Below are 23,185 nucleotides of genomic sequence, written 5' to 3' on the forward strand. Positions count from 1 at the left end.
CATGCGCGTACTGCTGACCGGACACCAGGGCTACCTGGGCACCGTGATGGCCCCGGTCCTCGCGGCCGCCGGGCACGAGGTCGTCGGCCTCGACGCCGGCCTGTTCGCCGACTGCGTGCTGGGCGAGCCGCCCGCGGACCCGTCCGGGCACCGGGTGGACCTGCGCGACGTCACGGCCGAGCACGTGGCCGGGGTGGACGCCGTGATCCACCTGGCCGCGCTCTCCAACGACCCGCTGGGATCGCTGGCGCCGGACCTCACCTACGACATCAACCACCACGCGTCCGTACGGCTCGCCCGGCTGGCCCGCGACGCCGGCGTGCGGCGCTTCCTGTACGCGTCCACCTGCTCGGTCTACGGCGCCGCCGGCGGCGACGACCTGGTGACCGAGGACGCCCCGCTGCGCCCGGTGACGCCGTACGCGGAGTCCAAGGTGCGGGTGGAGGACGACCTGCACGCGCTGGCCGACGGCGACTTCACCCCGGTGTTCATGCGCAACGCCACCGCCTTCGGCTACTCGCCCCGGCTGCGCGCCGACATCGTGCTGAACAACCTGGTGGGCCACGCCCTGCTGTCCGGCGAGGTGCTGGTGCTCTCCGACGGCACCCCCTGGCGCCCGCTGGTGCACGCCGCCGACATCGCACGGGCCTTCGCGGCCGCGCTGACCGCGCCGCGGGAAGCGGTGCACGACCGGGCGTTCAACATCGGCAGCGAGACCAACAACGTCACGGTCGCCGAGATCGCCGGACAGGTCGCCGAGGCGGTCTCCGGCGCGAAGGTGGTGATCACCGGGGAGACCGGTGCCGATCCGCGCTCGTACCGGGTGGACTTCTCCCGGTACCGCGCCGCGATACCCGGCTTCGACTGCGAGTGGACGGTGAAGCAGGGCGCGCTCGAACTCGCGGACGCCTACCAGAAGTTCGGGCTGACCCGGGAGGACTTCGAGCGACGCTTCACGCGCCTCGCGGTGCTGCGCGCGGCGTCCGACGCCGGCGCCGTCGACGACACCCTGCGGTGGCGCCGATGACCGGGCCCGGCCGGCGGATGCACGCGCTGGTGGAGCGGCTGTACCCGCTGTGCCGGAGCATCACCGGCGACGGCGTGCGCGCCACCCTGGACATCGTCGGCGAGTACGTCCCGCTGCGGGTGCACGAGGTGCCGACCGGGACGCAGGTGCTCGACTGGACCGTGCCGCAGGAGTGGAACATCCGCGACGCCTACATCGCCGACTCCGCCGGCAACCGGGTGGTCGACTTCGCCGCGTCCAGCCTGCACGTGCTCGGCTACAGCGTGCCGGTGTCGGCCACCATGCCGCTGTCCGAGCTCCGCGCGCACCTGCACACCCTTCCGGACCACCCGGGCTGGGTGCCGTACCGCACCAGCTACTACCAGCCGGAGTGGGGGTTCTGCCTGGCCCAGGAGACCCTGGACGCGCTGCCGGACGGCGACTACGAGGTACGCATCGACTCCACGCTCGAAGACGGCCACCTCACCTACGCCGAGCATGTGATCCCCGGTCAGGTCCCGGACGAGGTGATCGTCTCCTGCCACGTCTGCCACCCGTCGCTGGCCAACGACAACCTGGCCGGCATCGCGGTGGCGACGTTCCTGGCCCGGGCGCTGGCGCAGGAGACGCCGTACTACACCTACCGGTTCATCTACGCGCCCGGCACCATCGGGGCGATCACCTGGCTGGCCCGCAACGCGGAGCGGGTGGAACGGGTCAAGCACGGCCTGGTGCTGGCCTGCGCCGGGGACCGTGGCCGGTTGACGTACAAGCAGAGCAGACGCGGCGACGCGGAGATCGACCGGGTGATGCGGTATGTGCTGACCGCATCCGAACGCCCGCATCAGGTCGACGAGTTCACTCCGTACGGCTACGACGAACGGCAGTACTGCTCGCCCGGGTTCGATCTCGGCGTGGGCTCGCTCAGCCGGACCCCGTACGCCGGGTACCCCGAGTACCACACCTCGGCGGACAACCCGGACTTCGTCTCCCCCGAGGCGATGGAGGACACCCTCGCGGTGTGCCGTGAGGCGTTCGCCGTCCTCGACCGCAACCGGCGGTACCTCAACCTCAGCCCCTACGGCGAACCGCAGCTGGGCCGGCGCGGGTTGTACGACGCGCTCGGCGGCCGCAGCGACACCAAGCAGGCCCAGATGGCCATGCTCTGGGTGCTCAGCCTCTCCGACGGCGAGCACAGTCTGCTGGACGTCGCCGAGCGGTCCGGGCTGCCGTTCGACACCGTCGCCGCCGCGGCCGACGCCCTGCACGGCGCCGGACTGATCAAGGCATGACGCCGATGACCGTCGAGGGGGAGAAGACGACGCCGAGGGCGGCGACGGCCAGGAGGGCCCTCGTCGGCCGGCTGTCCTGGGGACTGGCCGACCAGGCGGCCTCCAGCATCAGCAACTTCGCGGTGGGCGTCTACGTGGCCCGCTCGCTGGGGGTGACCGCGTTCGGCGTGTTCAGCCTGGCCTGGGTGACCTACGGGGTGATTCTGAACGTCTCCCGCGGCCTTGCCACCGACCCGCTCGTGGTGCGCTTCAGCGGAGTGCCGGACACGTCCTGGCGCGCGGCGGTGGCCCGGTCGACGGGTACCGCGCTCGGCGTCGGCGCCGCCCTCGGCGCGGCCTCCGTGGTGGCCGGCCTCGCCCTCGGCGGCCGCGTGGGGCCCGCCTTCGCCTGCCTCGGCGTCATGCTGCCGGGGCTGCTGCTGCAGGACGCCTGGCGGTTCGCGTTCTTCGCCGCCGGCGCCGGGCGGAAGGCGTTCGTCAACGACGTCGTGTGGGCCGTCGCGCTCGTCCCGGCCATGGTGGCGGCCGCCCGCGTGGGCAGCGTGGCCGCCTTCGTGCTCGCCTGGGGCGCGTCCGCCACGGTGGCGGCAGGGTACGGCTGCCTCCAGTCCGGCATCCGGCCCCGAGTGACCGAGGCGCGCGGCTGGCTCCGCGAACAGCGCGACCTCGGCTACCGGTACCTGGTCGAGAACACCTGCCTCAGCGGCGCGAGCCAGCTGCGGGCGTACGGGCTCGGCGCGATCGCCGGGGTCGGTGCGGTGGGTGCGGTGCGGGGCGCCGAGCTCCTGATGGGTCCGTTCCTCGCCGTGCTGATGGGGCTGTCGCTGGTCACCGTCCCGGAGGCGGCACGGGTGCTGCGGCAGGCCCCGCAGCGGCTCGGGACGTTCTGCCTCCTGCTCGGCGGCGGGCAGGCCGCCGCCGCGCTGCTCTGGGGCGGGGCGCTGCTGCTGATGCCGGACCGGCTCGGCGAGCTGGCGCTCGGCAGTGTCTGGCACTCCGCCTCGCAGCTCATCGTGCCGATCACCCTCGGCGTCGCGGGCGCCGGCCTCGGCACCGGCGCGGCGGCCGGGCTGCGCGCGCTCGGCGCGGCCCGGCGCAGCCTGCGCTGCCAGCTGTTCGCCTCCGTCTGTTATGTCGGCGGCGGGCTCGGCGGGGCGGCCATGGCCGGCACGGTCGGCTCGGCCTGGGGCGTCGCCGCCGCGACCGTCAGCGGCTCGGCCGTGTGGTGGCTTCAGTTGCGGTCGGCCCTGCGCGAGCACCACCACGACCCCATTCCCGAAGTGAGGACCTCATGACCGACCGCCCCAGGCTGAGCATCGGCCTGCCCGTGTACAACGGCGAGGAGTACCTCGCCGAGTCGCTCGACGCCCTGCTCGGACAGACCTACGAGGACTTCGAGCTGGTCATCTCCGACAACGCCTCGACGGACGGGACCGAGGACATCTGCCGCAAGTACGCGGCGCAGGACTCTCGCATCCGGTACGTCCGGCTGCTCCGGAACGTCGGCGCCACACCGAACCACAACTACGTGTTCACCCAGTGCCGCGGCGAACTGTTCAAGTGGGCCTCGCACGACGACCTCTACGCCCGCGATCTGCTGCGGCGCTGCGTGGAGGCGCTGGACGAGCGGCCGGACGTGATCCTCGCGCACGCCGACCAGGCGGTCGTCGACGGCGACGGCCAGGTGAAGGTCCCCTACGAGTACACGCTCGCCACCGGCTCGCCGCACCCGCCGGAGCGCTTCCGCAGCGTGCTGTTCGAGCCCGGCGGTGACGACTTCTACGGGGTGATCCGGGCCGACGCGCTGCGCCGGGTGAGGCCGATGGACAGCTACCACCACGCGGACCGCACGTTCGTCGCCGAGATCGCCCTGCACGGGCGCTTCCACCAGGTGCCGGAGCTGTTGTACTTCCGCCGCGACCACCCCACCCGCGCCGAGCGGGCGAACCCGTCCAAGCGCGCCCGGTGCGTCAACCTGGACCCGCGCCGGGCGGGCCTGCTGCACCCGACGCCCCGGCTGCTCGCCGAGTACGTCTGGGGCTTCGCCTCGGCGGTCCGGCGGGCGCCGCTCTCCCCTGCCGAGCGGCGCGAATGCTACCGCCACCTGGCCGCGTGGATGACCAGCCGGGTCCGGCCGGGCGCCGGCGAGCGGGTCGAGGACCGCGCCCCGGTCGACCCGGCCAAGCTCACCGTCTCCGTGGACGCCCTGGTCGCCGGGCGTGCGGGCCGTGAAGGGAGGCACGCATGACGTCCGCGGACGAAACCCCGGTGCGCGTCGGGGTGTTCGGCCTGCTCGGCTCCGGCAACCTCGGCAACGACGGGTCACTCGAGGCGGTCCTCGGCCACCTCCGCGCCGAGCACCCGCAGGCGGTCGTGGACGCGCTGTGCGGCGGACCCGAGGCCGTCACCGCCCGGTTCGGGATCCCCGCGACGCGGCTGCACTGGTACCGCGGGGAGTACCGGACCGCGTCGCGTGCGGGCGCGATCGCGGCGAAGGGTCTCGGCAAACTCGTCGACGTCTTCCGCACCGCCGCCTGGGTGCGCCGGCACGACGTGGTGATCGTGCCGGGCATGGGCGTGCTGGAGGCGACGCTGCCGCTGCGGCCGTGGGGGTTCCCCTACTCGCTGTTCCTGCTCTGCGCGAGCGGCCGGCTGCTCGGCACCCGGGTCGCGCTGGTCAGCGTCGGCGCCGCCGAGATCCGCGACCGGCCGACCCGGGCCCTGGTGCGCTGGTCGGCACGGCTGGCCGCGTACCGGTCGTACCGGGACGCCCAGTCCCGGGACGCGATGCGGGCGATGGGCGTGGACACCGCGCGCGACCAGGTCTACCCGGACCTGGCGTTCTCCCTGCCGACACCGCCGGCGAGCCCGGCCTCGGCCTCGCCGGGCACGGTCTGCGTCGGGGTCATGGACTTCCACGGCGGCAACGACGACCGCGCCCGGGCCGATGAGATTTACCGGCGCTACCTCGACGGGACGATCCGGTTCGTCCGCACGCTGGTCGAGGAGGGCAGGCCGGTCCGGCTGCTCACCGGCGACGACTGCGATGCGTCGGTGGTCGCCGCGATCCTCGACGCGGTGGACTCTCCGCTGGTCACCGCGGCCGAACCGGCCTCACTGGCCGACCTGATGAAGGAGATGGCGGTCGCCGACACCGTGGTCGCGGTCCGCTACCACAACCTGATCTGCGCGCTGAAGACCGGCACACCGGTGCTCGCCCTCAGCTACGCGGCGAAGAGCGACGCGCTCATGGACCGGATGGGCCTCGGCGCGTTCTGCCACCCGGCCCGCGAGGTCGACGCCGACCGGCTGCTCGAGCAGTTCCGGGCGCTGGAGAAGCGCTCGGCCGAGCTGCGGCGGACCCTCACCGAGCGGAACCTGGCCGCCACCCGGCAACTCGAGCACCAGTTCGCCGCCTTGACCGCGGCCCTGTTCCCGGCGGCCGACCACGCCCACGCGCATCAGGAGGCCCGATGAAGGCGACCGAAGTCCCGGAGATCGCCGGCGCATACCTGTTCGAGCCGACTCCGTACGCCGACGAACGCGGCTTCTTCTGCCGCACCTTCGACGCCGACGTGGTCCGCTCGGTGGGCCTCGACCCGAACGCCTTCGTCCAGGACAGCGTGTCCCGCTCGGTCCGCGGCGTGGTGCGCGGCCTGCACCTGCGCTCCGGCGCCGGTGAGGCCAAGCTGGTGCGCTGCTCGTACGGGAGGGTCTTCGACGTCGTCGTGGACCTGCGCCCGAGCTCGCCGACGTACCTGGGCCGGGCCTTCTTCGAGCTGTCCGGCGAGACGCAGGCGACCGTGTACATCCCGGCGGGGTGCGCGCACGGCTTCCAGGCGCTGACCGGGACCGCCGACACGTCGTACCGGATCGACCGCCCGCACGATCCGGCCGAGGACGTGACGATCGCCTTCGACGACCCGGAGCTCGCCATTCCCTGGCCGCTGCCGGTCACGTCGATGTCCCAGCGGGACCGGGAGGCGCCGAGCCTCTCCGAGGTCCTGAAGCACAGAGAAAGCTGAGGTCCCCTTGGACACCGAAGGACTCCACCTGCCCCGGTCGCGGGCGGCCAACGAGCGGCTGCACGCCATGATCCCCGGGGGCGCGCACACCTACGCCAAGGGCGACGACCAGTACCCCGAGAACCTGGCCCCGGTCATCAGCCACGGCCGCGGTGCCCACGTGTGGGACATCGACGGCAACCGCTACATCGAGTACGGCTCCGGCCTGCGGTCGGTCAGCCTCGGCCACGCCCACCCGCGCGTGATCGAGGCGGTGCGGCGGGAACTCGACCGCGGCAGCAACTTCGTCCGGCCGTCCATCGTGGAGGTCGAGGCCGCGGAACGCTTCCTGGCCACGGTGCCGACCGCCGAGATGGTGAAGTTCGCGAAGAACGGCTCCGACGCCACCACCGCCGCGGTCCGCCTAGCCCGCGCCGTCACCGGTCGCCCGCGGGTGGCCGTCTGCGCCGACCACCCCTTCTTCTCCGTCGACGACTGGTTCATCGGCACCACACCGATGTCCGCCGGCATTCCGGCGCAGACCAACGAGCTCACCGTGGCGTTCCCTTACGGAGACCTCGCCGCCACGGAGGAACTGCTCACCCGGTACGAGGGCGAGGTCGCCTGCCTGATCCTGGAACCCGCCACCCACACCGAGCCGCCGCCCGGCTACCTCGCCGGCCTGCGCGAACTGGCGGACCGGCACGGCTGCGTACTGATCTTCGACGAGATGATCACCGGCTTCCGCTGGTCCGAGGCGGGCGCCCAGGGCCTGTACGGCGTCGTCCCCGACCTCTCCACGTTCGGCAAGGCGCTGGGCAACGGATTCGCCGTCTCCGCGCTGGCCGGGCGCCGCGAGCTGATGGAGCGGGGCGGGCTGCGCGACACCGGCGACCGGGTGTTCCTGCTGTCCACCACGCACGGCGCCGAAACGCACTCCCTGGCGGCCGCGATGGCCGTGCTCACCACCTACGTCGAAGAGGGCGTCACCGCGCGGCTGCACGCCCTCGGCGAGCGGCTGGCCGCCGGGGTCCGCGACGCCGCGGCCGCCATGGGCGTCGGCGACCACCTCGTCGTCCGGGGCCGGGCCAGCAACCTGGTCTTCGCCACCCTCGACGAGAACCTGCGGCCGTCGCAGCGGTACCGCACCCTGTTCCTGCGCCGGCTCCTCGCGGGCGGAGTGCTGGCCCCCTCGTTCGTGGTGAGCAGCGCGCTCGACGAGGCCGACATCGATCACACCGTCGACGTGGTCGCTCAGGCATGTGCGGTGTACCGGAAGGCGCTGGACGCCGCCGACCCCACTCCCTGGCTGGCCGGACGACCGGTGAAGCCCGTGTTCCGCCGCTCGGCGTGACCTGACGTGGCGTCAGCGGCGCTCCGGCCGGCCGGCGTCGGCCATCCGGTCGGCCGGCCGGTCAGCCACCCGGTCGACCAGCCACGCGGTGGCCGGTACCACCGCCAGCGCGGTGCACCAGCCGCCGAGGACGTCGGTCGGGTAGTGCGCGCCCAGGGCGACCTGCGCCCAGCCCATGGCGGCGCCGGCAACCAGCGCCGCCGCGAGCACGAGTGACGTGCCGGCCGTCCTGCCGAGGCCGAGCCGGCCGGTCACGAGCAGCGCCCCCACGAGGGCGAGCGCGGTGAAGAAGGCGGTGTGCCCGCTCGGGTAGGACAGGTTGTCGCCGTGGATGGTGCGTCCCACCAGGTGCTTGAGCAGCGTCGCCGTCCCCACGGCCACGGCGGCGCCGGCCACCACGAGCACCGCCGCGCGGGGACACCGAAGCAGCAGGCAGCCCGCCACGCACGCCGAGATCAGCAGCGCCGATCCCGCGGGTTCCCCCAGGAAGTCGAGCGCCAGGGCGACGTGCCGCCACGGCGGACGCACACTGTCCGCCGTCGGCCGTACGATCCACCTGTCCACCCTGCCGGGCTCGCTGTGGCCGGCGTACAGGACCCCGAGCACCACGACCACCAGCGCGGCGAGGGCCGCGACCGGCCCGAGCGACACGCGCAGCGACGGGGGCAGCACCGCGGGCCCCGACCGGCCGGTCACACGCCCACCGCGTCCGGTCGCCCGTCGCAGACCATCCGGCGGATGCGACGCACCTCCCCCACCAACGAGCCCCCGTCGTGTCCGACTCGGCCCGCGCGGGAGCCATCAGCCTGTGCATCGAAATCGGTCTCTGCCGGCCACCCTAACCAACGATGCGGTCGCGGCAAACCGCCGTCGGAAAGTCCCTGTGTCAACACTTCGCGAAGTTTGGTCCTGGATCGCCCTTCCGTGCGGAGGTGGGAGGAACCCCGGCCGGCGCACGGCCGGGGTTCCTCGACCGGGAAGGTCAGCGCTGCAGGGTGAGGACACCCGGCCGCCACGGCAGTTGGTCGTAGGGGCCGCTCGCGGAGGGGGACTTGCCCTGGTAGAGGAACTGCAGGTTGCAGGGGTCGACGGTCATGGTCTGGTCGGGGTTGTCGCGGACCAGGTCACCGTGGCTGATGTCGTTGGTCCAGCCGGCGCCGCTGTTGGCCTTGCCCGCGAAGGGGTTGCTCTCGCTCGCGGCCTGCGGGGTCCACGAACCGCTCAGGCTGGAGGCCGTGAACGAGCGGAAGTAGCGCCCGTTCGCACCCATCGCCTCGACGATCATCAGGTACTGGTTCTGGCCCTGGACCTTGTAGACCTGCACCGCCTCGAACAGGTTGGCCGTCGTGTCGCTCATGACCGTGGTGTACGACGAGCCGAAGCTGCCCGGGAAGTTCCCGATCGGCATGCTCGCCCGGTAGATCTTGCCGTTGTCGCCGGCGAAGAACAGGTACATGTTCTGGCCGTCGCCGATCAGGGTCTGGTCGATCGGACCGGTGCCGGAGCCGGAGATGCTGCCGGTGAACAGCGGCTGCGGCGCGGACCAGCCGTTGGGGTTGGTGGGGTCGCTGGACGTGCGGTAGACGAAGGGCCACGCACCCCACTGGTACGCCAGCACCCAGATGTTCTTGGGCGCGAAGTAGAACAGCGTGGGCGCCACCGCCGACTGGCTCATCCCGGTCTGGCCGGCCGACGCCATGTCCGACCAGTTCGTGAACGGGCTGAACATCATCGAGCCGTAGGACGATCCCGACACGTTCGACGCGTAGACCAGGTGCTTGCCGTTGTAGACCACGTCGGTGAAGTCCTTCAGCGAGACCCACCCGTTCGCCGGCTGCGCCAACGCACCCGTCGACGTCCACCGGTACGTCGACGGGAGAGAGCACGTGCCCGGCGGGGTCGTCGTCCCGGAGAGGCCGGTCCACTTCTGGTTGCCGCCGCCGTTGCACGTCCCGATCTGCACTGCCGTGCCGTTGGCCGTACCGGCGCCCGCGGCCTCCAGGCACAGCCCGGACTCCACGCCGACGACCGTGCCGTCGGAGTTCACCCGCCACTGCTGGTTCGCCCCGCCGGAACAGGACCAGATCTGCACCCGGGTGCCGGCCGTGGTGGCGTGGCCGGGGACGTCCAGGCACTTGTTGCCGTACACGGTCAGCTGATTGGCGTCCGTCAGCGTCCACTGCTGGTTGGTCCCGCCCCAGCAGTCGTAGATCTGCAGGTACGTGCCGTCGTCCTGGCTGCCGCCGAGCACGTCGAGGCACCGGTTCGAACCGGCACCGCGCAGGGCGCCGCTGGTGGCCGCCTGAGCCGGGACGGCGACGAGCATCGCCGCCAACGCGGCCAGGACCGCGACCGCGGCGGCGAGCACCGCAGACGTATGCCTGCGGCCGAGACTTCCTCTGTGCATGGGGACTTCCTCAACCTTGAGTGGGCGGTTCCGGTCGGCCTCGTCAGAGGTTGTCCGGACTGTCGGTACCAGACCGCTGCGAGATTGGCGCGGCCATGACATGCGATGGTTCGCAATATCGAACAAGGCTCGAAGGGTCGAGCAACCTGAATGGTAAGGAACCGGTGGACGGCGTCAACACCCCTCGCATGTATCGCCATCCACACCGAAATATTGCGCTGAACCCATGCCGAGAGTCGCCGCACGCTCCATCCACCCAATGACCGAGCCGGACCACACTTGACGCCGGAGCAGACGAAGCGCCCGACTTGACCACCCCGCTCACCGTCCGGCGGGGACCCCGAGTCTCGAAACATTCGAAGGAAAATCAGAAACTTTTGTGCGCGGAGTATTGACGATGCATCGTCAATACCTCAATCATCCCTGCCTGAGAAGCCGACCACAGTTCGACATTTCGAACCTTCCGTGCTGTCCGGGCTCCGGCCCGCTCCGTCCGTCCGTCCGTCTGCCGCCTGGCAGCGGGCGACGCAAGACCCTGCGCTTCAGTCCTTCCGTGATGTCAATCTTGGAGGCACAGTCATGGGCTCGTACGCCCTTCCCAGACCCGTTGTCCGCCGGAAGATCCGCGGCCTGCTGTTGACGCTGGTCGCCGGCGTCCTCGGGGTGATCGCCGCGTTGATCACGCCGCCGACCGCACACGCCGCCGAGAGCACGCTCGGCGCCGCGGCGGCGCAGAGCGGCCGCTACTTCGGCACCGCCATCGCCTCGGGCAAGCTGGGCGACTCGGCGTACACGACGATCGCGGGCCGTGAGTTCAACATGGTGACGGCCGAGAACGAGATGAAGATCGACGCCACCGAACCGCAGCGGGGCCAGTTCAATTTCACCGCCGGTGACCGCGTCTACAACTGGGCGGTGCAGAACGGCAAGCAGGTGCGCGGCCACACCCTGGCCTGGCACTCCCAGCAGCCCGGCTGGATGCAGAGCCTCAGCGGCAGCACCCTGCGCCAGGCGATGATCGACCACATCAACGGCGTGATGGCCCACTACAAGGGCAAGATCGCCCAATGGGACGTCGTGAACGAGGCCTTCGCCGACGGCAGTTCGGGAGCCCGGCGCGACTCCAACCTGCAACGCACCGGCAACGACTGGATCGAGGTGGCCTTCCGCACCGCGCGCGCCGCCGACCCGGCGGCCAAGCTCTGCTACAACGACTACAACATCGAGGACTGGACCTGGGCCAAGACCCAGGCCGTGTACGCCATGGTCCGGGACTTCAAGCAGCGGGGTGTGCCGATCGACTGCGTCGGCTTCCAGTCGCACTTCAACAGCGGCAGCCCCTACAACAGCAACTTCCGCACCACCCTGCAGAACTTCGCCGCCCTCGGCGTCGACGTGGCCATCACCGAACTCGACATCCAGGGCGCCTCGGCCTCGACCTACGCCAACGTGGTCAACGACTGCCTGGCCGTCCCGCGCTGCCTCGGCATCACCGTGTGGGGGGTGCGCGACACCGACTCCTGGCGATCGGGGGACACACCGCTGCTGTTCAACGGCGACGGCAGCAAGAAGCCCGCCTACACCGCCGTCCTCAACGCACTCAACGGCGGCTCCACCACCCCGCCCCCTTCGGCCGGCGGACAGATCAAGGGCGTCGGCTCGGGCCGCTGCCTGGACGTGCCCAACGCCGTCACCACCGACGGCACCCAGCTCCAGCTGTGGGACTGCCACAGCGGCACCAACCAGCAGTGGACGTACACCGACGCCGGCGAGCTCAGGGTCTACGGCAACAAGTGCCTGGACGCCGCCGGCACCGGCAACGGCTCCAAGGTGCAGATCTACAGCTGCTGGGGCGGCGACAACCAGAAATGGCGCCTCAACTCCGACGGATCCATCGTCGGCGTCCAGTCCGGCCTCTGCCTCGACGCGGTCGGAGGCGGAACCGCCAACGGCACCCTGATCCAGCTCTACTCCTGCGCGAACGGCAGCAACCAGCGCTGGACCCGCACCTGACGGTCCCGGGTCGCCGCCGCGTCGGCGGCGACCCTCGCGATCGCCCGCCCGCCGCGATGAATCCGGCGCCCGCCGAGCCGATCGCCCCCTGTCGCGCCGCACGTTCCTCGATGTCACCGGGGCCATGACGGCCGCCGGCCTGACCGCCGGGGTGCACATCGGACTCCGCCCGGCCGGGCCGGCACTCCCCTGCCCCCGGGGGCTGCGCCCGCGCCGATTCCGGCGACGGGCCGCCACCAGGCAGGCATCACGCTCCCCCGGCCGGCCCAGCCCGATCTGCTCGCCGTGGTGGCCGGCCTCGGTGCCGCCGTGGCACCCGGTCCGTTACTGGCCGAACTCGGCCGAGCCATCCGCACACTCACAGCGGGCACCGACACCCGGCTGGTGCGCACGGCCGGTGCCTCGCTGCCCGGTACGGCCGGCCTCCCGCGACGCGCTTCGCGAACGTGCCCGGCCGACGCGACGGACGTCGATCGGTGTCCGCGGCGATCGGGTTTGTGGCCACGTCAGGACGCAAGGGCTGAACAGATGTACGGACCGCGGTGGGGAGCCGCGGTCCGTACATGTGTGGTGAGATCACGGCCGGCAGGCCGGTCCGCTGGTGGCGCAGTCGGTCAGCGCTGCACACCGGCCTTGGCGAGGGCCTTGGCCAGACCGTTGGCCCACAGTTGGTTGACGCGGGACCTCTCGGTCGCGTTCGGGTAGCGGTTGGTGCAGGACGGGCCGGGGCCACCGCCCGACATCAGCTCACTGCACGGGCCGCTGTAGTGGTCGGGCAGACCCAGCACGTGGCCCGTCTCGTGGGCGGCCACCCGGATCGAGTCGTACTGCTGGTTCTGCGCGTAGTCCAGGAAGATGTAGCCGCTGCCGTGGCCGTCGGTGGACGCGTACGACCCGCGTGAGTCGTTGCCCTCGTAGTAGGCGAAGTCAGCGCTGCCCGACGTCGCTTGGAGCTTCACGTTCGACACGGAGCTGTTCCAGATCGAGGCGGCGCTCGATATCTGCGAGCGGAAGCTGGGTGCCTGGGAGGCGTTGTAGTAGACGGTCACCGTCTGGAGGGAGGGCTGCGTGGCCTGCCGCTGGGCGACGGACTTCAGTACCGCGTCGAAGAAGGCCTTGTTGCCGGCCTTCTCGGCGGAACCGACGTAGCCGGCGGCGCTACGCGCCTGGGCCCGGTCGGCGCCCTGGGGCTGGGCGCCCGCCGGGGCCGCGGTGCCCAGGGCCGCCGCGGCGAGTCCGAGACCGAGCGCGAGAGCCGCGAGTCTCCTGGAGTTGTTCTTCCTGGCGCTGGTGCGCAACGACGCCATGTGGGGGGCTCCTGTTCGTTCTGTGGGGTGGAACGATCGGTTGCCAGGAAGTCTCGGACATCTGAACGGGTCCCGGGATGATGGCAAATGGGGATAGCGACGGGCTATCAGGATCCAACTCGTCCAGATTCGCTGGCACTTGGACACCTGGTGTCACACGGAGCCCCGTTCTACGCTCCCCCCATGGAGCTGGAGGTCAGGCACCTGCGCGTGCTCTGCGCCATCGCCGACACTGGCAGTCTGCACAAAGCGGCGCGGGAACTCGGCATGGCGCAGCCCTCGTTGAGCACCCAACTGCGGCGCATCGAGAACACCCTCGGCGCCCAGCTGTTCGTACGCAGCCGCACCGGCTGCCGCCCCACGCCGCTGGGCCTGGCGGTGCTCAGCCGGGCCCGGCCGCTGATGACGGAGTTCTCGGCGATGGTGACGGAGACCCGGGCCGAGGCCGCCCGCGCCGCCTGCGGCTTCCAGCTTCGTATCGGCGCCACGGCGAACCGCGCCATCCCGGGCTGGCTGTACCGGCTGCGGGCCGGGGTGGCGCGGATCGAGCCGACGCTCCAGATGAGCGTTTCCGCCAACTCGCTGCTGGCCATGGTCGCCGCCGGCAAGCTCGACATGGCGTTCGTGCACGAGGTCGAGGGCAGCCCGCTGCGGATGCCGCCCGGACTCTGTGTCCGCGTCCTCGTCGAACGCGAGCCGCAGTTCGTCACGCTTGCCGCGAACCACCCGGCGGCCTCGCGAGGCCGGGTGCGGATGGCCGACCTGGCCGGTGACCGCTGGATGGTCGACGCCACCGTCGACGGCGAGTGGGATGCGCTGTGCCGGGCCCTGCGGTCGGCGGGCCTGCGGCCGGAGATGCTGCACGGCGACTACCTCACCGCGTACTCGCTGGCCGCGATCGGCGAGGTCGTCACCGTCAGCCAGCCCACCGCCCACCCCCGCCCCGATCTGGCCATCCGTCCGCTGGAGGGCGACCCCATCGGCGTGCGGCTGCTGCTGGCCGCCCGCACCGCGGCCGAAGTGGACGAGGTCTACCCGTACCTGGAGGAGTCCTACTGGGCCGTGGCCCGGGAGGCACCGGCCTACGTGGAGTGGCTGGAGAGCGCCGGCACACCGGCCGCCCTGCCGCCCGTCGGCGCGCCCGCCCCACCCGACGGCCGACGCCGGCCGGACGGGCTCGCGAACACGCCGCCCAGAACACCGGCCTGAGCCCCTGCGCGGTCAGCGTGCGCGAATACGCCCAGCGCAAGGGCCGCATCCACGGAACTCCGCTTGTCGACGTCGAGACCCGGCGCCCGATCGATCCCGTGCTGGACCGGGAGGCGAACGAGCTTGCGGCCGGCGTGCCGAGTCTTCATTTCAGCGTCAGGACATCGCCCCGCAACACCCACAGCGCGCACATCGCCCGCAACACCCGCAACGCCCACAGCGCACGCAATGCACCCGCATGAAACCGCAGTTCAGGCGCCCTTTGCGGCCGGTTCAAGGATGGCGACGCACTCCACGTGGTGCGTCATCGGGAACAGGTCGAACGCCCGCAGCGTGCGCACCCGGTAGCCGCCGTCCCGGAAGTACGCCAGGTCCCGTGCCAGGGCGGCCGGGTCGCAGGCGACGTAGGCGATGCGGCGGGCGCCCAGGGAGGACAGGTGCTCCACCGTGCGGCGGCCCGCTCCGGCCCGCGGCGGGTCCAGGACGATCAGGTCGACCTCGGTGATGCCGGTGCGCGGCAGGACCGACTCGACCTTGCCGTGCTCGATGCGGACGCGGTCGAAGCCGGCGAGGTTGTGCCGGGCGTCCTCGACCGCGCGCTTGCCGGACTCGATGCCGAGGACCGCGCCCTGGTCACCGAGCCGGTCGGCGAGGGCGCCCGCGAACAGGCCGACGCCGCAGTACAGGTCGAGCGCCGTCTCGCCCTTGCGCGGCAGCAGGCCCTGCATGACCGCGGTCACCAGGGTGTCCGCAGCCTTGGGGTGGACCTGCCAGAAACCGCCGCTGCCGACACGGTAGGTGCGTCCGTCGGCGCGTTCGCGGACGAAGGGGCGGCCGTGGACGCGGTGCACGCCGCCGTCCTTCTCCCCGACCCGCATCACGGACACCGGCCGGTCCAGCTCCACGATCGGCAGGCGGGCGCCGGGCTTCGGGGTGAGGATCACCTGCCGGTCCTGCGAGCCGGTCGCCGCGATCGCGTCCACGGACGCCATGCCGGTCCAGTCCCGCTTCTCGATGCCCAGCTCGCTGACGCCCTCGGCGGCGATCATGCAGTGGTCGATCGGTTCCACCTCGTGCGAGCGGTGCCGGCGCAGACCGGCGTGCCCGTCGGCGTCGACCGCGTACTGCACGCGCGTGCGCCATTGCGGCACCTGCCCGGCGGGCAGTTTGTCGCCCTCGGCCGGCACCACCGTGCCGTCCCAGCCGGCCTCCTCGGGGGTGAGACCGGCCAGGCGCCGGAGCTGCTCCTCGACGACCTCGCCCTTGAGCCGGCGCTGCGCTCCCGGCTTGGCGTGCTGCCAGTCGCAGCCGCCGCAGCGGCCGGGACCGGCGTAGGGGCAGGGCGCCTCGATGCGGTCCTTGGACGCCGACAGCACCCGCACGGCGTCCGCGCGCAGGAACCGGGCCCCCTCCTCGCCCTCGGTGACCCGGGCCACGACCCGCTCACCGGGCAGCGTGTGCCGGACGAACAGCACCTGCCCCTCGGACGTGCGGGCGATGCAGTGGCCGCCGTGGGCGACGGGGCCGACCTCGACCTCGTACTCCTCCCCCACGAGGGAGCCGAGCGCGCCGGCCGGCGACCCCGCCTGCGAATTCTTCGGTTCTGCCTGCATGGCGGGGTGACTCCAGTAGCGAGAGGGGGTACGGGCGGACAACAGCCCACCAGTCTACTTCGGCGCCGGTGTCTCCTTGGCCCGCTCCTGGGCCGGGCCGCGGCGCACCGAACCGGGCGCGTTCCACTCCTGCCGCCTGCGGGCCCGGAGCTTGGCCGCCTCGGAGGACTGCAGCTGGTAGGGGACGGAGGTGACCATCACGCCCGGCGTGAACAGCAGCCGGCCCTTCAGTCTGAGGGCGCTCTGGTTGTGCAGCAGGTGCTCGTACCAGTGGCCGACGACGTACTCGGGGATGATCACGGACACCGCGTCGCGCGGCGACTCCTTGCGCAGGCTCTTGACGTAGTCGATGACCGGGCGGGTGATCTCGCGGTAGGGCGAGTCGAGGACCTTCAGCGGTACGTCGATGCCGCGCTCCTCCCACTCCTCGCGCAGCGCCTTGGTCTCCAGCGGGTCGACGTTGACGCTGAGCGCCTCCAGGGTGTGGGAGCGCATCAGCTTGGCGTACGCCAGCGCCCGCAGCGTCGGCCGGTGGATCTTGGAGATCAGGACGACGGAGTGGACCCGGGACGGCCGGACGCTGTCGTCGCTCGGTCCCTCGGGGGCCGCGAGCTCCTCGGCCACCCGGTCGTAGTGCTTGCGGATGGCGGTCATCGTCACGTAGAAGATCACCATGCCGAGCAGGGCGACCCAGGCGCCGTGGGTGAACTTGGTGACCAGCACGACGACCAGCACCAGGCCGGTGAAGAAGGCGCCGAAGGTGTTGATCGCACGCGAGCGCATCATGTGGCTGCGCCGGCCGGGGTCCTTCTCCACGGCCAGGTGGCGGTTCCAGTGGCGGACCATGCCGGTCTGGCTGAGCGTGAAGGACACGAACACGCCGACGATGTACAGCTGGATCAGCCGGGTGGAGTCGGCGCCGTAGATGACGACGAGCAGCATCGCCGCGCCCGCGAGGAGCACGATGCCGTTGGAGAAGGCCAGGCGGTCGCCGCGGGTGTGCAGCTGGCGGGGCAGGTAGCGGTCCTGGGCGAGGATCGAGCCGAGCACCGGGAAGCCGTTGTAGGCGGTGTTGGCGGCCAGGAACAGCACCAGGGCGGTGGCCGCGGCGAGCACCACGAACAGGAAGCTGCCCTTGCCGAAGACGGCCTCGGCGACCTGGGTGATCACCGGGTTCTGTACGTAGCCGGCGCCGACCCCGACGCCGTTCCTCAGCAGGTCGGTCGCCGGGTTCTCGGCCATTCTGACCTTGGTGACCAGGGCGAGGACGATGATGCCACAGAACATGGTCACCGCCAGCAGGCCCATCATCGCGAGCGTGGTCGCCGCGTTCCTGGACTTGGGCTTGCGGAAGGCCGGGACGCCGTTGGAGATCGCCTCGACGCCGGTGAGCGCGGCGCAGCCGGAGGAGAAGGCGCGCAGCAGCAGGAAGACCAGCGCGAACCCGGCGAGGCCCTGGTGCTCGGCCCGGATCGTGTACTGGGCCGTCGGCGCCCGCATGGTGTCGTCGAGGACGAGTCCGCGGAACGCGCCCCATATGATCATGATGAAGACGCCCGCGACGAAGACGTACGTCGGGATCGCGAAGAGCTTGCCGGACTCCTTCACGCCGCGCAGGTTCATCAGCGTCAGCAGCACGATCACGGCGACCGCGCAGGCCACCTTGTGCTCGACGACGAACGGGATCGCGGAGCCGAGGTTCTCGATGCCGGAGGCGATCGAGACGGCGACGGTGAGGACGTAGTCGACGAGCAGGGCGCTGGCGACGGTCAGGCCCGCGCGGGGGCCGAGGTTGGTGGTGGCCACCTCGTAGTCGCCGCCGCCGCTCGGGTAGGCGTGCACGTTCTGGCGGTAGGAGGCGACCACTGTGAACATGAGCACGATGACCGCGAGCGCGATCCAGGGGCTGAAGTGGTACGCCGACACGCCCGCGATGGACAGGACCAGCAGCACCTCGCCGGGGGCGTACGCCACGGAGGACAACGGGTCGGAGGCGAAAACGGGTAGGGCGATGCGCTTCGGCAGGAGGGTTTCCCCGAGCCGATCGCTGCGCAGTGCGCGCCCGATGAGAATCCGCTTGGGCACGTCGGTCAGTTTGGACACAACAGAGCATCGTAGGCGTTCGAACGAGTGACCAGCCACCCGCCACCCCGCATCTGCCCACCGGGTGAAAACGGGGCGGTCCCGGCTGCGGATTCCGCAGCCGACGACACCGGCATGCCTATATGACAAACCCCCGCTCGTTTCCCGGCCCTTGCCGCCACCAGGAGGTCCCATGCACAGCACCGCAGAGCTGATCGGCGCCGCGACGGCCCTCCTCGGCCTCGGAATCCTGACACTTGCGAGCGTCCGCAGCATCGGCCGCCGCTGATCTCCACCGGCCCGCGGGGCAACCGCGCACGGGGGTGCCGTCGTCCTACCGCGCGTGTGTAGCTTGGGCCTCGGTCTGAGAACCTGATGTGACCGAGCAGTATCTGGAAACCGGAAGGACGGTCGTGCACATCGTCATCATGGGCTGCGGAAGAGTTGGTTCCGCTCTCGCCCATACGCTGGAGCAACAGGGGCACACGGTCGCCGTGATCGACCAGGACCCCACCGCCTTCCGTCGTCTCGGCCCCGGTTTCGGCGGCCGCCGGGTGACCGGGGTCGGCTTCGACCAGGACACCCTGCGCGAGGCCGGCATCGAGGAGGCCGGCGCGTTCGCCGCCGTCTCCAGCGGCGACAACTCCAACATCATCTCGGCGCGCGTGGCCCGCGAGATGTTCGGTGTGGAGAACGTCGCCGCCCGGATCTACGACCCCCGCCGTGCCGAGGTCTACCAACGCCTGGGCATCCCCACGGTGGCGACCGTCCGCTGGACGGCCGACCAGATGCTGCGCCGGCTGCTCCCCTCGGGCGCCGAGCCGCTGTGGCGCGACCCCACCGGGGGCGTCCAGCTCGCCGAGGTGCACACCTCTGCCGCCTGGGTCGGTCACAAGATCAGCAAGCTGCAGGAGGAGACGGGCGTCCGGGTGGCGTTCCTGACCCGCCTCGGCGAGGCGATACTGCCTTCCTCGCAGACGGTGCTGCAGGACGGCGACCTGGTGCACGTGATGATGCGCACCGACGAGGTCCACAAGGTCGAGGCGGCGTTCGCCAAGGGTCCCGAAGAGGAGGGCGGTCACTGATGCGGGTCGCCATTGCCGGTGCCGGCGCGGTCGGCCGCTCGATCGCGGGCGAGCTGCTGGAGAACGGCCACGAGGTCCTGCTCGTCGACAAGGCGCCGACCGCCATCTCGGTCGAGCGCGTCCCGCGGGCGGAGTGGCTGCTCGCCGACGCCTGCGAGATCACGGCCCTGGACGAGGCGGCCCTCCAGCGCTGCAACGTCGTGATCGCCGCGACCGGCGACGACAAGGTCAACCTGGTCGTCTCGCTGCTGGCGAAGACGGAGTACGGCGTGCCGCGGGTGGTCGCCCGTGTGAACAATCCGAAGAACGAGTGGCTGTTCAACGAGGCGTGGGGCGTGGACGTCGCCGTGTCGACCCCGCGTCTGATGTCGGCGCTGGTCGAGGAGGCGGTGAGCGTCGGCGACCTGGTCCGCCTGCTCCGTTTCAGCCACGGCGACGCCAACCTCGTCGAGCTGACCCTGCCGGAGGAGTCGGCGCTGGCCGGCACGCAGGTCGGCGACGTGGAGTGGCCCGAGGACACCTCCCTGGTGACCATCATCCGCGGCACCCGCGTGCTGACCCCGTCCCGCGAGGACTCGCTGGAGCCGGGCGACGAGCTGCTGTTCGTCGCCGCGCAGGCCCGGGAGGAGCAGCTCGAGGACCTGCTGTCGGTGCGGCGGGAGGACTCCGCGGGCTGAGCGCCGCGGCCGGCAGGTGCAGGTAGCGCCGCGGCCGGCAGGTGTACGTGAGGGGCGCCCGGATCTCCGGGCGCCCCTCACACACGTCGTGCGCGTACACGTACACGTACGTACCGGTGTCTACGTCTCCCGGCGGTGCCGTCCGCCCGTGGACTCGCCGCGCTCCGGCGCCCCGGCGTCGCCCTCCCGCTCGGCCTTCCGCTCCTGCTCGGCCTTCTCCTCCGCCTCCATCTCGGCGAAGACGTCGATGGGAGCGGGCGCCTTGGCGAGGAAGACCCAGGTCAGCCATACGGCGAGCAGGAACGGCGGGATCTTCAGCGCGACCAGGACCCAGCCCAGCTGGGTGGTGTCGGCCCACCAGTACAGCGGGAAGAGGATGGCGCACTTGGCGAGCAGGATCAGCCCCCAGGCCCAGCTCGCCTTCGCGTAGGCGGCCTTGCGGCCCGGGTTGCGGGTGCGCCAGGAGAGGTTCTCCTTGAAGACCGGGCCGAGCATGAGGCCGATCAGCGGGACGCCGGCCAGTGTCGTGACGATGTACGTCAGCGCCAGGCCCAGGGTGTACAGCATGCCGGGCAGGTAGAAGTCCTTCGCGTTGCCCGTCATCATCGCGAAGACGACGCCGAAGACCACGCCGAAGACGCCGCTGAAGGCGTGCTTGACGGTGTCCCGCATGGCCAGGCGGACCACCACGAGCAGCAGGGACACGGCGAGGGCGGCGATGGCCGACCAGTGCAGGTCCTTGTTGATCGTGAAGATGGTGACGAAGAGGAGGCCGGGCAGCACCGTCTCGACCATGCCCCGGACACCGCCGAACGCCTCGAAAAGCGCGGCCTCGGTCACCGCCCGGGCGTCGTCCTGCTGAGTGGTGTCTTCGGTCGTCGGCTTGTCGAGTGACGTCACCGGCTACTCCCGTCCGAGGGGTCTCAGTTCGTATTTGGGGTTGAACAGCACCCGGCGGCCCCGGCTCATCGAGATCCGGCCCGATGCGATCAGCCTGCGTCCCGGCTCTATCCCCACTATGGAACGCCTGCCGAGCCACACCACGTCCAGCGAGCCGGTGCCGTCGAACAGCTCGGCCTCCAGGGCCGGCACTCCGGCCCGCGGGCGCAGCGTGACCGTGCGCAAGGTACCAGTAACCGTGACGACCTGTCGGTCGCCGCAGTCACCGATCCGGGTGCAACCCGCCGTCTCGGCGTCCTCCCGCAGCTCCTCCGACTCCAGGTCCCCCTGGGACGAGGAGAGCCGGTCGAGCATGCGCCGGAACCGGCCCGCCGGCTTTTCGGAACGAGGAACAGCACTCATGCTCTGAAGCCTACCGGGGTGCACTGACGGTTACGTACCCGCCGTGCGCCGCCCCGAACCGGCGCGTACGGGCCGGACGGGCCGTACGCTGCCGCGTCCCGAACCGGCGGCCCTGCTCTGCTCTGCTCTGCTCTGCAGGGAAATGCCGGGAACGTGACGAAGCAGACTCCACCTTACGGGCCGGCCGCGTCACGCACATCCGCTCGGCGGTCCGTCAGCGTTCGACGATCTCGCCGTCGCTCAGTTCCAGCACCCGGTCGGCCAGGTCGAGCAGGTTGGCGTCGTGGGTGGCGACGAGCACGCAGGGCGGTCCCTCCGCCCGGCCGAAGCCGAGTGCGGCGGACCGTTCGCTGTGGACGACGGCCCGCAGCAGTTCCATGACGTGGTGACCGGTCTCGGCGTCCAGCTGGCCGGTGGGCTCGTCGGCGACGATCAGGGCGGGGCCGTTGGCGAGCGCGCGGGCGATGGCGACGCGCTGCTGCTGGCCGCCGGACAGCTCGCCGGGGCGCTGTGCCGCGTGGTCGGCGAGACCGACCAGGGACAGCAGCAGCTCCACGCGCTCCTCGCGTTCACGCGGGTCGGTCCGGCGCAGCCGCATCGGGACGCCGACGTTCTCGGCGGCGGTGAGGATCGGGATGAGCCCGAAGGACTGGAAGACGAAGCCGACGCGGTCGCGGCGCAGGGCGAGCAGCCCGTCCTCGTCCAGCCCGGCCAGGTCCAGCCCGTCGACCTCGACGCGTCCGGCGTCCGGCGCGTCGAGTCCGCCGACGATGTTCAGCAGCGTCGTCTTCCCGGATCCGGAGCGTCCCTCGAGGGCGACGAGCTCGCCGCGCGCCACCTCGAAGGAGACCCCGCGCAGGGCGTGCACGGCGGCGGCCCCGTGGCCGTAGGACTTGTGGACGTCCTCGACGCGCACCATGGTCCCGGTGCGCACCCGGCTGCTCATGTCGCCTCCCCCGTCGGCCGGGCGCCAGTATCGCCGCCCGGCGCCCGCCCGTTCAACGGCCGTGCGCAGGAACGAGGACACGAAGAAGGGCCGCACCCGACCACGGGTGCGGCCCTCGAACGCTCACGGCTACCGGACCTCGGTGATCTCCGGTCCGCGCTGGAGCTGCCCCATGCCGCCGGCGAAGCGGGAGCCCTCTTCCTGCTGGACGCCCTCGGGCACCATCTGGGCGTCGTTCGGCAGCTTCAGGACGATCGGGTCGCGGGGCGCCATCGGGCCGTCGCCGCGGACCACGACCGTGTCCCGGAAGATCTGCTCGAGCAGGCCGGCCGCCTGCGGCTGCACCGCGCCCTGGCCCGAGATCACGCCGCGCAGGAACCAGCGGGGACCGTCCACGCCGACGAACCGCACGACCTGGAAGCCGCCCGTGCCGTCCGGCAGCTGCACCGGGACCTGGGCGCGCAGCTCCCAGCCCAGCGGGCCCTCGGTCTCGTCGACGATGCCGCCCTGCTGGGTGATGCCGGTGGCGATCTCCTCGCGCACCTCGCCCCAGATGCCCTCGCGCTTCGGCGCGGCGAAGGCCTGGAGCTGGATGGCGCTGTCGCGCAGCACGACGGTCGCCGCGACGATCGCGTCGCCCGCGACCTCGACCCGCAGCTCCATGCCGTCCACGCCCGGCACGAACAGCCCGCCGAGGTCCACCCGGCCCTCGCCGGGCCGGCTGACCTCGGAGCTGTCCCAGGGCCCCTCGGGCCGCGGTCCCGGCGCGAGCCTCACCCGCTCGCGCTCGACCTCGTCGTCCGCCTCAGCGTCGACACTGTCGACGACCTGCTCGGCCTCGCCGGCCGCGTCCTCGGCGGCATCCCTCTTCTTGCGACGTCCGAACAC

At 71.6% G+C, this 23,185-nt stretch carries 21 protein-coding genes; 12 read left to right on the forward strand and 9 right to left on the reverse strand.

The genetic code is table 11. The features are described from left to right. The first annotated feature begins 1 nt into the window (after nt 1). The 7 genes from ACH4ZX_RS04270 to ACH4ZX_RS04300 are packed head-to-tail and all read left to right on the forward strand — an operon-like array spanning nt 2 to nt 7,656. The gene (locus ACH4ZX_RS04270) at nt 2-1,027 is read left to right on the forward strand and encodes an NAD-dependent epimerase/dehydratase family protein (protein ID WP_398267218.1); all 1,026 of its coding nucleotides are present in this window, start codon (nt 2-4) and stop codon (nt 1,025-1,027) included. Continuing rightward, nucleotides 1,024-2,298 (forward strand): DUF4910 domain-containing protein, encoded by a 1,275-nt coding sequence (locus ACH4ZX_RS04275; RefSeq protein WP_398267221.1) that lies wholly within the window; start codon nt 1,024-1,026, stop codon nt 2,296-2,298. Before ACH4ZX_RS04270 ends, ACH4ZX_RS04275 begins: the two co-directional genes overlap by 4 nt. Then, on the forward strand, nt 2,295-3,593 hold the full coding sequence (locus tag ACH4ZX_RS04280; RefSeq protein WP_398267224.1) for a hypothetical protein: 1,299 nt from the start codon (nt 2,295-2,297) through the stop codon (nt 3,591-3,593). Before ACH4ZX_RS04275 ends, ACH4ZX_RS04280 begins: the two co-directional genes overlap by 4 nt. Beyond that, nucleotides 3,590-4,546, forward strand: coding sequence for a glycosyltransferase family 2 protein (locus ACH4ZX_RS04285; RefSeq protein WP_398267227.1), 957 nt, complete (start codon nt 3,590-3,592; stop codon nt 4,544-4,546). The genes ACH4ZX_RS04280 and ACH4ZX_RS04285 overlap by 4 nt, the downstream gene beginning before the upstream one ends. Beyond that, the gene (locus tag ACH4ZX_RS04290; RefSeq protein ID WP_398267230.1) at nt 4,543-5,775 is read left to right on the forward strand and encodes a polysaccharide pyruvyl transferase family protein; all 1,233 of its coding nucleotides are present in this window, start codon (nt 4,543-4,545) and stop codon (nt 5,773-5,775) included. Before ACH4ZX_RS04285 ends, ACH4ZX_RS04290 begins: the two co-directional genes overlap by 4 nt. Further along, entirely contained in the window at nt 5,772-6,323 is a 552-nt protein-coding gene (locus tag ACH4ZX_RS04295) for a dTDP-4-dehydrorhamnose 3,5-epimerase family protein (protein ID WP_398267233.1), read from the forward strand. The genes ACH4ZX_RS04290 and ACH4ZX_RS04295 overlap by 4 nt, the downstream gene beginning before the upstream one ends. Nucleotides 6,324-6,330: 7 nt before the next feature. Then, nucleotides 6,331-7,656: a glutamate-1-semialdehyde 2,1-aminomutase gene (locus tag ACH4ZX_RS04300; RefSeq protein ID WP_398267235.1), complete on the forward strand. Its 1,326-nt coding sequence runs from the start codon at nt 6,331-6,333 to the stop codon at nt 7,654-7,656. Between the two features lie 12 nt (nt 7,657-7,668). Here the strand turns inward: ACH4ZX_RS04300 and ACH4ZX_RS04305 are convergent, their stop codons facing one another. Together ACH4ZX_RS04305 and ACH4ZX_RS04310 are read right to left on the reverse strand one after the other, a co-directional pair. Continuing rightward, nucleotides 7,669-8,352 (reverse strand): phosphatase PAP2 family protein, encoded by a 684-nt coding sequence (locus ACH4ZX_RS04305; RefSeq protein WP_398267238.1) that lies wholly within the window; start codon nt 8,350-8,352, stop codon nt 7,669-7,671. A 286-nt stretch (nt 8,353-8,638) separates the two neighbouring features. Further along, on the reverse strand, nt 8,639-10,063 hold the full coding sequence (locus ACH4ZX_RS04310; protein WP_398267241.1) for a non-reducing end alpha-L-arabinofuranosidase family hydrolase: 1,425 nt from the start codon (nt 10,061-10,063) through the stop codon (nt 8,639-8,641). Nucleotides 10,064-10,642: 579 nt separating this feature from the next. On the opposite strand from ACH4ZX_RS04310, the gene ACH4ZX_RS04315 reads away from it, so the two are divergent. Beyond that, complete coding sequence (locus ACH4ZX_RS04315; RefSeq protein WP_398267244.1) at nt 10,643-12,076, forward strand: endo-1,4-beta-xylanase; 1,434 nt, start codon at nt 10,643-10,645, stop codon at nt 12,074-12,076. Between the two features lie 614 nt (nt 12,077-12,690). On the opposite strand, the gene snpA is transcribed toward ACH4ZX_RS04315, so the two are convergent. Further along, on the reverse strand, nt 12,691-13,383 hold the full coding sequence (snpA, locus tag ACH4ZX_RS04320; RefSeq protein ID WP_398267247.1) for a snapalysin: 693 nt from the start codon (nt 13,381-13,383) through the stop codon (nt 12,691-12,693). A 183-nt stretch (nt 13,384-13,566) separates the two neighbouring features. Here snpA and ACH4ZX_RS04325 point away from each other — a divergent pair, with 183 nt between their 5' ends. Both ACH4ZX_RS04325 and ACH4ZX_RS04330 read left to right on the forward strand, forming a co-directional pair. Beyond that, complete coding sequence (locus tag ACH4ZX_RS04325; RefSeq protein ID WP_398267250.1) at nt 13,567-14,592, forward strand: LysR family transcriptional regulator; 1,026 nt, start codon at nt 13,567-13,569, stop codon at nt 14,590-14,592. Between the two features lie 17 nt (nt 14,593-14,609). Then, nucleotides 14,610-14,834, forward strand: coding sequence for a hypothetical protein (locus ACH4ZX_RS04330; RefSeq protein WP_398267253.1), 225 nt, complete (start codon nt 14,610-14,612; stop codon nt 14,832-14,834). Nucleotides 14,835-14,843: 9 nt separating this feature from the next. On the opposite strand, the gene ACH4ZX_RS04335 is transcribed toward ACH4ZX_RS04330, so the two are convergent. After that, the gene (locus ACH4ZX_RS04335) at nt 14,844-16,205 is read right to left on the reverse strand and encodes a class I SAM-dependent RNA methyltransferase (RefSeq protein ID WP_398267256.1); all 1,362 of its coding nucleotides are present in this window, start codon (nt 16,203-16,205) and stop codon (nt 14,844-14,846) included. 54 nt (nt 16,206-16,259) lie between these two features. Continuing rightward, nucleotides 16,260-18,308 carry an amino acid permease gene (locus tag ACH4ZX_RS04340; protein WP_398267259.1) on the reverse strand — a complete coding sequence of 683 codons (2,049 nt, stop codon included), beginning with the start codon at nt 18,306-18,308 and terminating at the stop codon, nt 16,260-16,262. A 392-nt stretch (nt 18,309-18,700) separates the two neighbouring features. On the opposite strand from ACH4ZX_RS04340, the gene ACH4ZX_RS04345 reads away from it, so the two are divergent. Both ACH4ZX_RS04345 and ACH4ZX_RS04350 read left to right on the forward strand, forming a co-directional pair. Then, entirely contained in the window at nt 18,701-19,372 is a 672-nt protein-coding gene (locus tag ACH4ZX_RS04345; protein WP_398267647.1) for a potassium channel family protein, read from the forward strand. After that, a complete protein-coding gene (locus tag ACH4ZX_RS04350) occupies nt 19,372-20,049 on the forward strand; it encodes a potassium channel family protein (RefSeq protein ID WP_398267262.1) in 678 nt (225 codons plus the stop codon). The genes ACH4ZX_RS04345 and ACH4ZX_RS04350 overlap by 1 nt, the downstream gene beginning before the upstream one ends. Before the next feature lie 120 nt (nt 20,050-20,169). Here ACH4ZX_RS04350 and ACH4ZX_RS04355 read toward each other — a convergent pair whose 3' ends face one another. The 4 genes from ACH4ZX_RS04355 to ACH4ZX_RS04370 all read right to left on the reverse strand — a co-directional run bounded on the left by ACH4ZX_RS04355 (nt 20,170) and on the right by ACH4ZX_RS04370 (nt 23,185). After that, nucleotides 20,170-20,949 (reverse strand): DUF3159 domain-containing protein, encoded by a 780-nt coding sequence (locus ACH4ZX_RS04355; protein WP_398267265.1) that lies wholly within the window; start codon nt 20,947-20,949, stop codon nt 20,170-20,172. Between the two features lie 3 nt (nt 20,950-20,952). Then, on the reverse strand, nt 20,953-21,351 hold the full coding sequence (locus ACH4ZX_RS04360; RefSeq protein WP_398267268.1) for an OB-fold nucleic acid binding domain-containing protein: 399 nt from the start codon (nt 21,349-21,351) through the stop codon (nt 20,953-20,955). A gap of 214 nt (nt 21,352-21,565) precedes the next feature. Then, entirely contained in the window at nt 21,566-22,297 is a 732-nt protein-coding gene (locus tag ACH4ZX_RS04365) for an ABC transporter ATP-binding protein (RefSeq protein ID WP_398267271.1), read from the reverse strand. A 129-nt stretch (nt 22,298-22,426) separates the two neighbouring features. After that, entirely contained in the window at nt 22,427-23,185 is a 759-nt protein-coding gene (locus ACH4ZX_RS04370; RefSeq protein ID WP_398267274.1) for a DUF3710 domain-containing protein, read from the reverse strand.

It is taken from the genome of Streptomyces sp. NPDC020490, from assembly GCF_044335305.1.
In the GTDB taxonomy this organism is placed as follows: domain Bacteria; phylum Actinomycetota; class Actinomycetes; order Streptomycetales; family Streptomycetaceae; genus Streptomyces.

Bases quoted from the DNA above. Each gene is read 5' to 3' on its own strand.
- ACH4ZX_RS04365 (WP_398267271.1), bottom strand. From the start codon at position 22,297: ATGAGCAGCCGGGTGCGCACCGGGACCATGGTGCGCGTCGAGGACGTC.
- ACH4ZX_RS04310 (WP_398267241.1), bottom strand. From the start codon at position 10,063: ATGCACAGAGGAAGTCTCGGCCGCAGGCATACGTCTGCGGTGCTCGCC.
- ACH4ZX_RS04295 (WP_398267233.1), top strand. From the start codon at position 5,772: ATGAAGGCGACCGAAGTCCCGGAGATCGCCGGCGCATACCTGTTCGAG.
- ACH4ZX_RS04280 (WP_398267224.1), top strand. From the start codon at position 2,295: ATGACGCCGATGACCGTCGAGGGGGAGAAGACGACGCCGAGGGCGGCG.
- ACH4ZX_RS04275 (WP_398267221.1), top strand. From the start codon at position 1,024: ATGACCGGGCCCGGCCGGCGGATGCACGCGCTGGTGGAGCGGCTGTAC.
- ACH4ZX_RS04315 (WP_398267244.1), top strand. From the start codon at position 10,643: ATGGGCTCGTACGCCCTTCCCAGACCCGTTGTCCGCCGGAAGATCCGC.
- ACH4ZX_RS04285 (WP_398267227.1), top strand. From the start codon at position 3,590: ATGACCGACCGCCCCAGGCTGAGCATCGGCCTGCCCGTGTACAACGGC.
- ACH4ZX_RS04290 (WP_398267230.1), top strand. From the start codon at position 4,543: ATGACGTCCGCGGACGAAACCCCGGTGCGCGTCGGGGTGTTCGGCCTG.
- ACH4ZX_RS04360 (WP_398267268.1), bottom strand. From the start codon at position 21,351: ATGAGTGCTGTTCCTCGTTCCGAAAAGCCGGCGGGCCGGTTCCGGCGC.
- ACH4ZX_RS04335 (WP_398267256.1), bottom strand. From the start codon at position 16,205: ATGCAGGCAGAACCGAAGAATTCGCAGGCGGGGTCGCCGGCCGGCGCG.
- ACH4ZX_RS04270 (WP_398267218.1), top strand. From the start codon at position 2: ATGCGCGTACTGCTGACCGGACACCAGGGCTACCTGGGCACCGTGATG.
- ACH4ZX_RS04325 (WP_398267250.1), top strand. From the start codon at position 13,567: ATGGAGCTGGAGGTCAGGCACCTGCGCGTGCTCTGCGCCATCGCCGAC.
- ACH4ZX_RS04350 (WP_398267262.1), top strand. From the start codon at position 19,372: ATGCGGGTCGCCATTGCCGGTGCCGGCGCGGTCGGCCGCTCGATCGCG.
- snpA (WP_398267247.1), bottom strand. From the start codon at position 13,383: ATGGCGTCGTTGCGCACCAGCGCCAGGAAGAACAACTCCAGGAGACTC.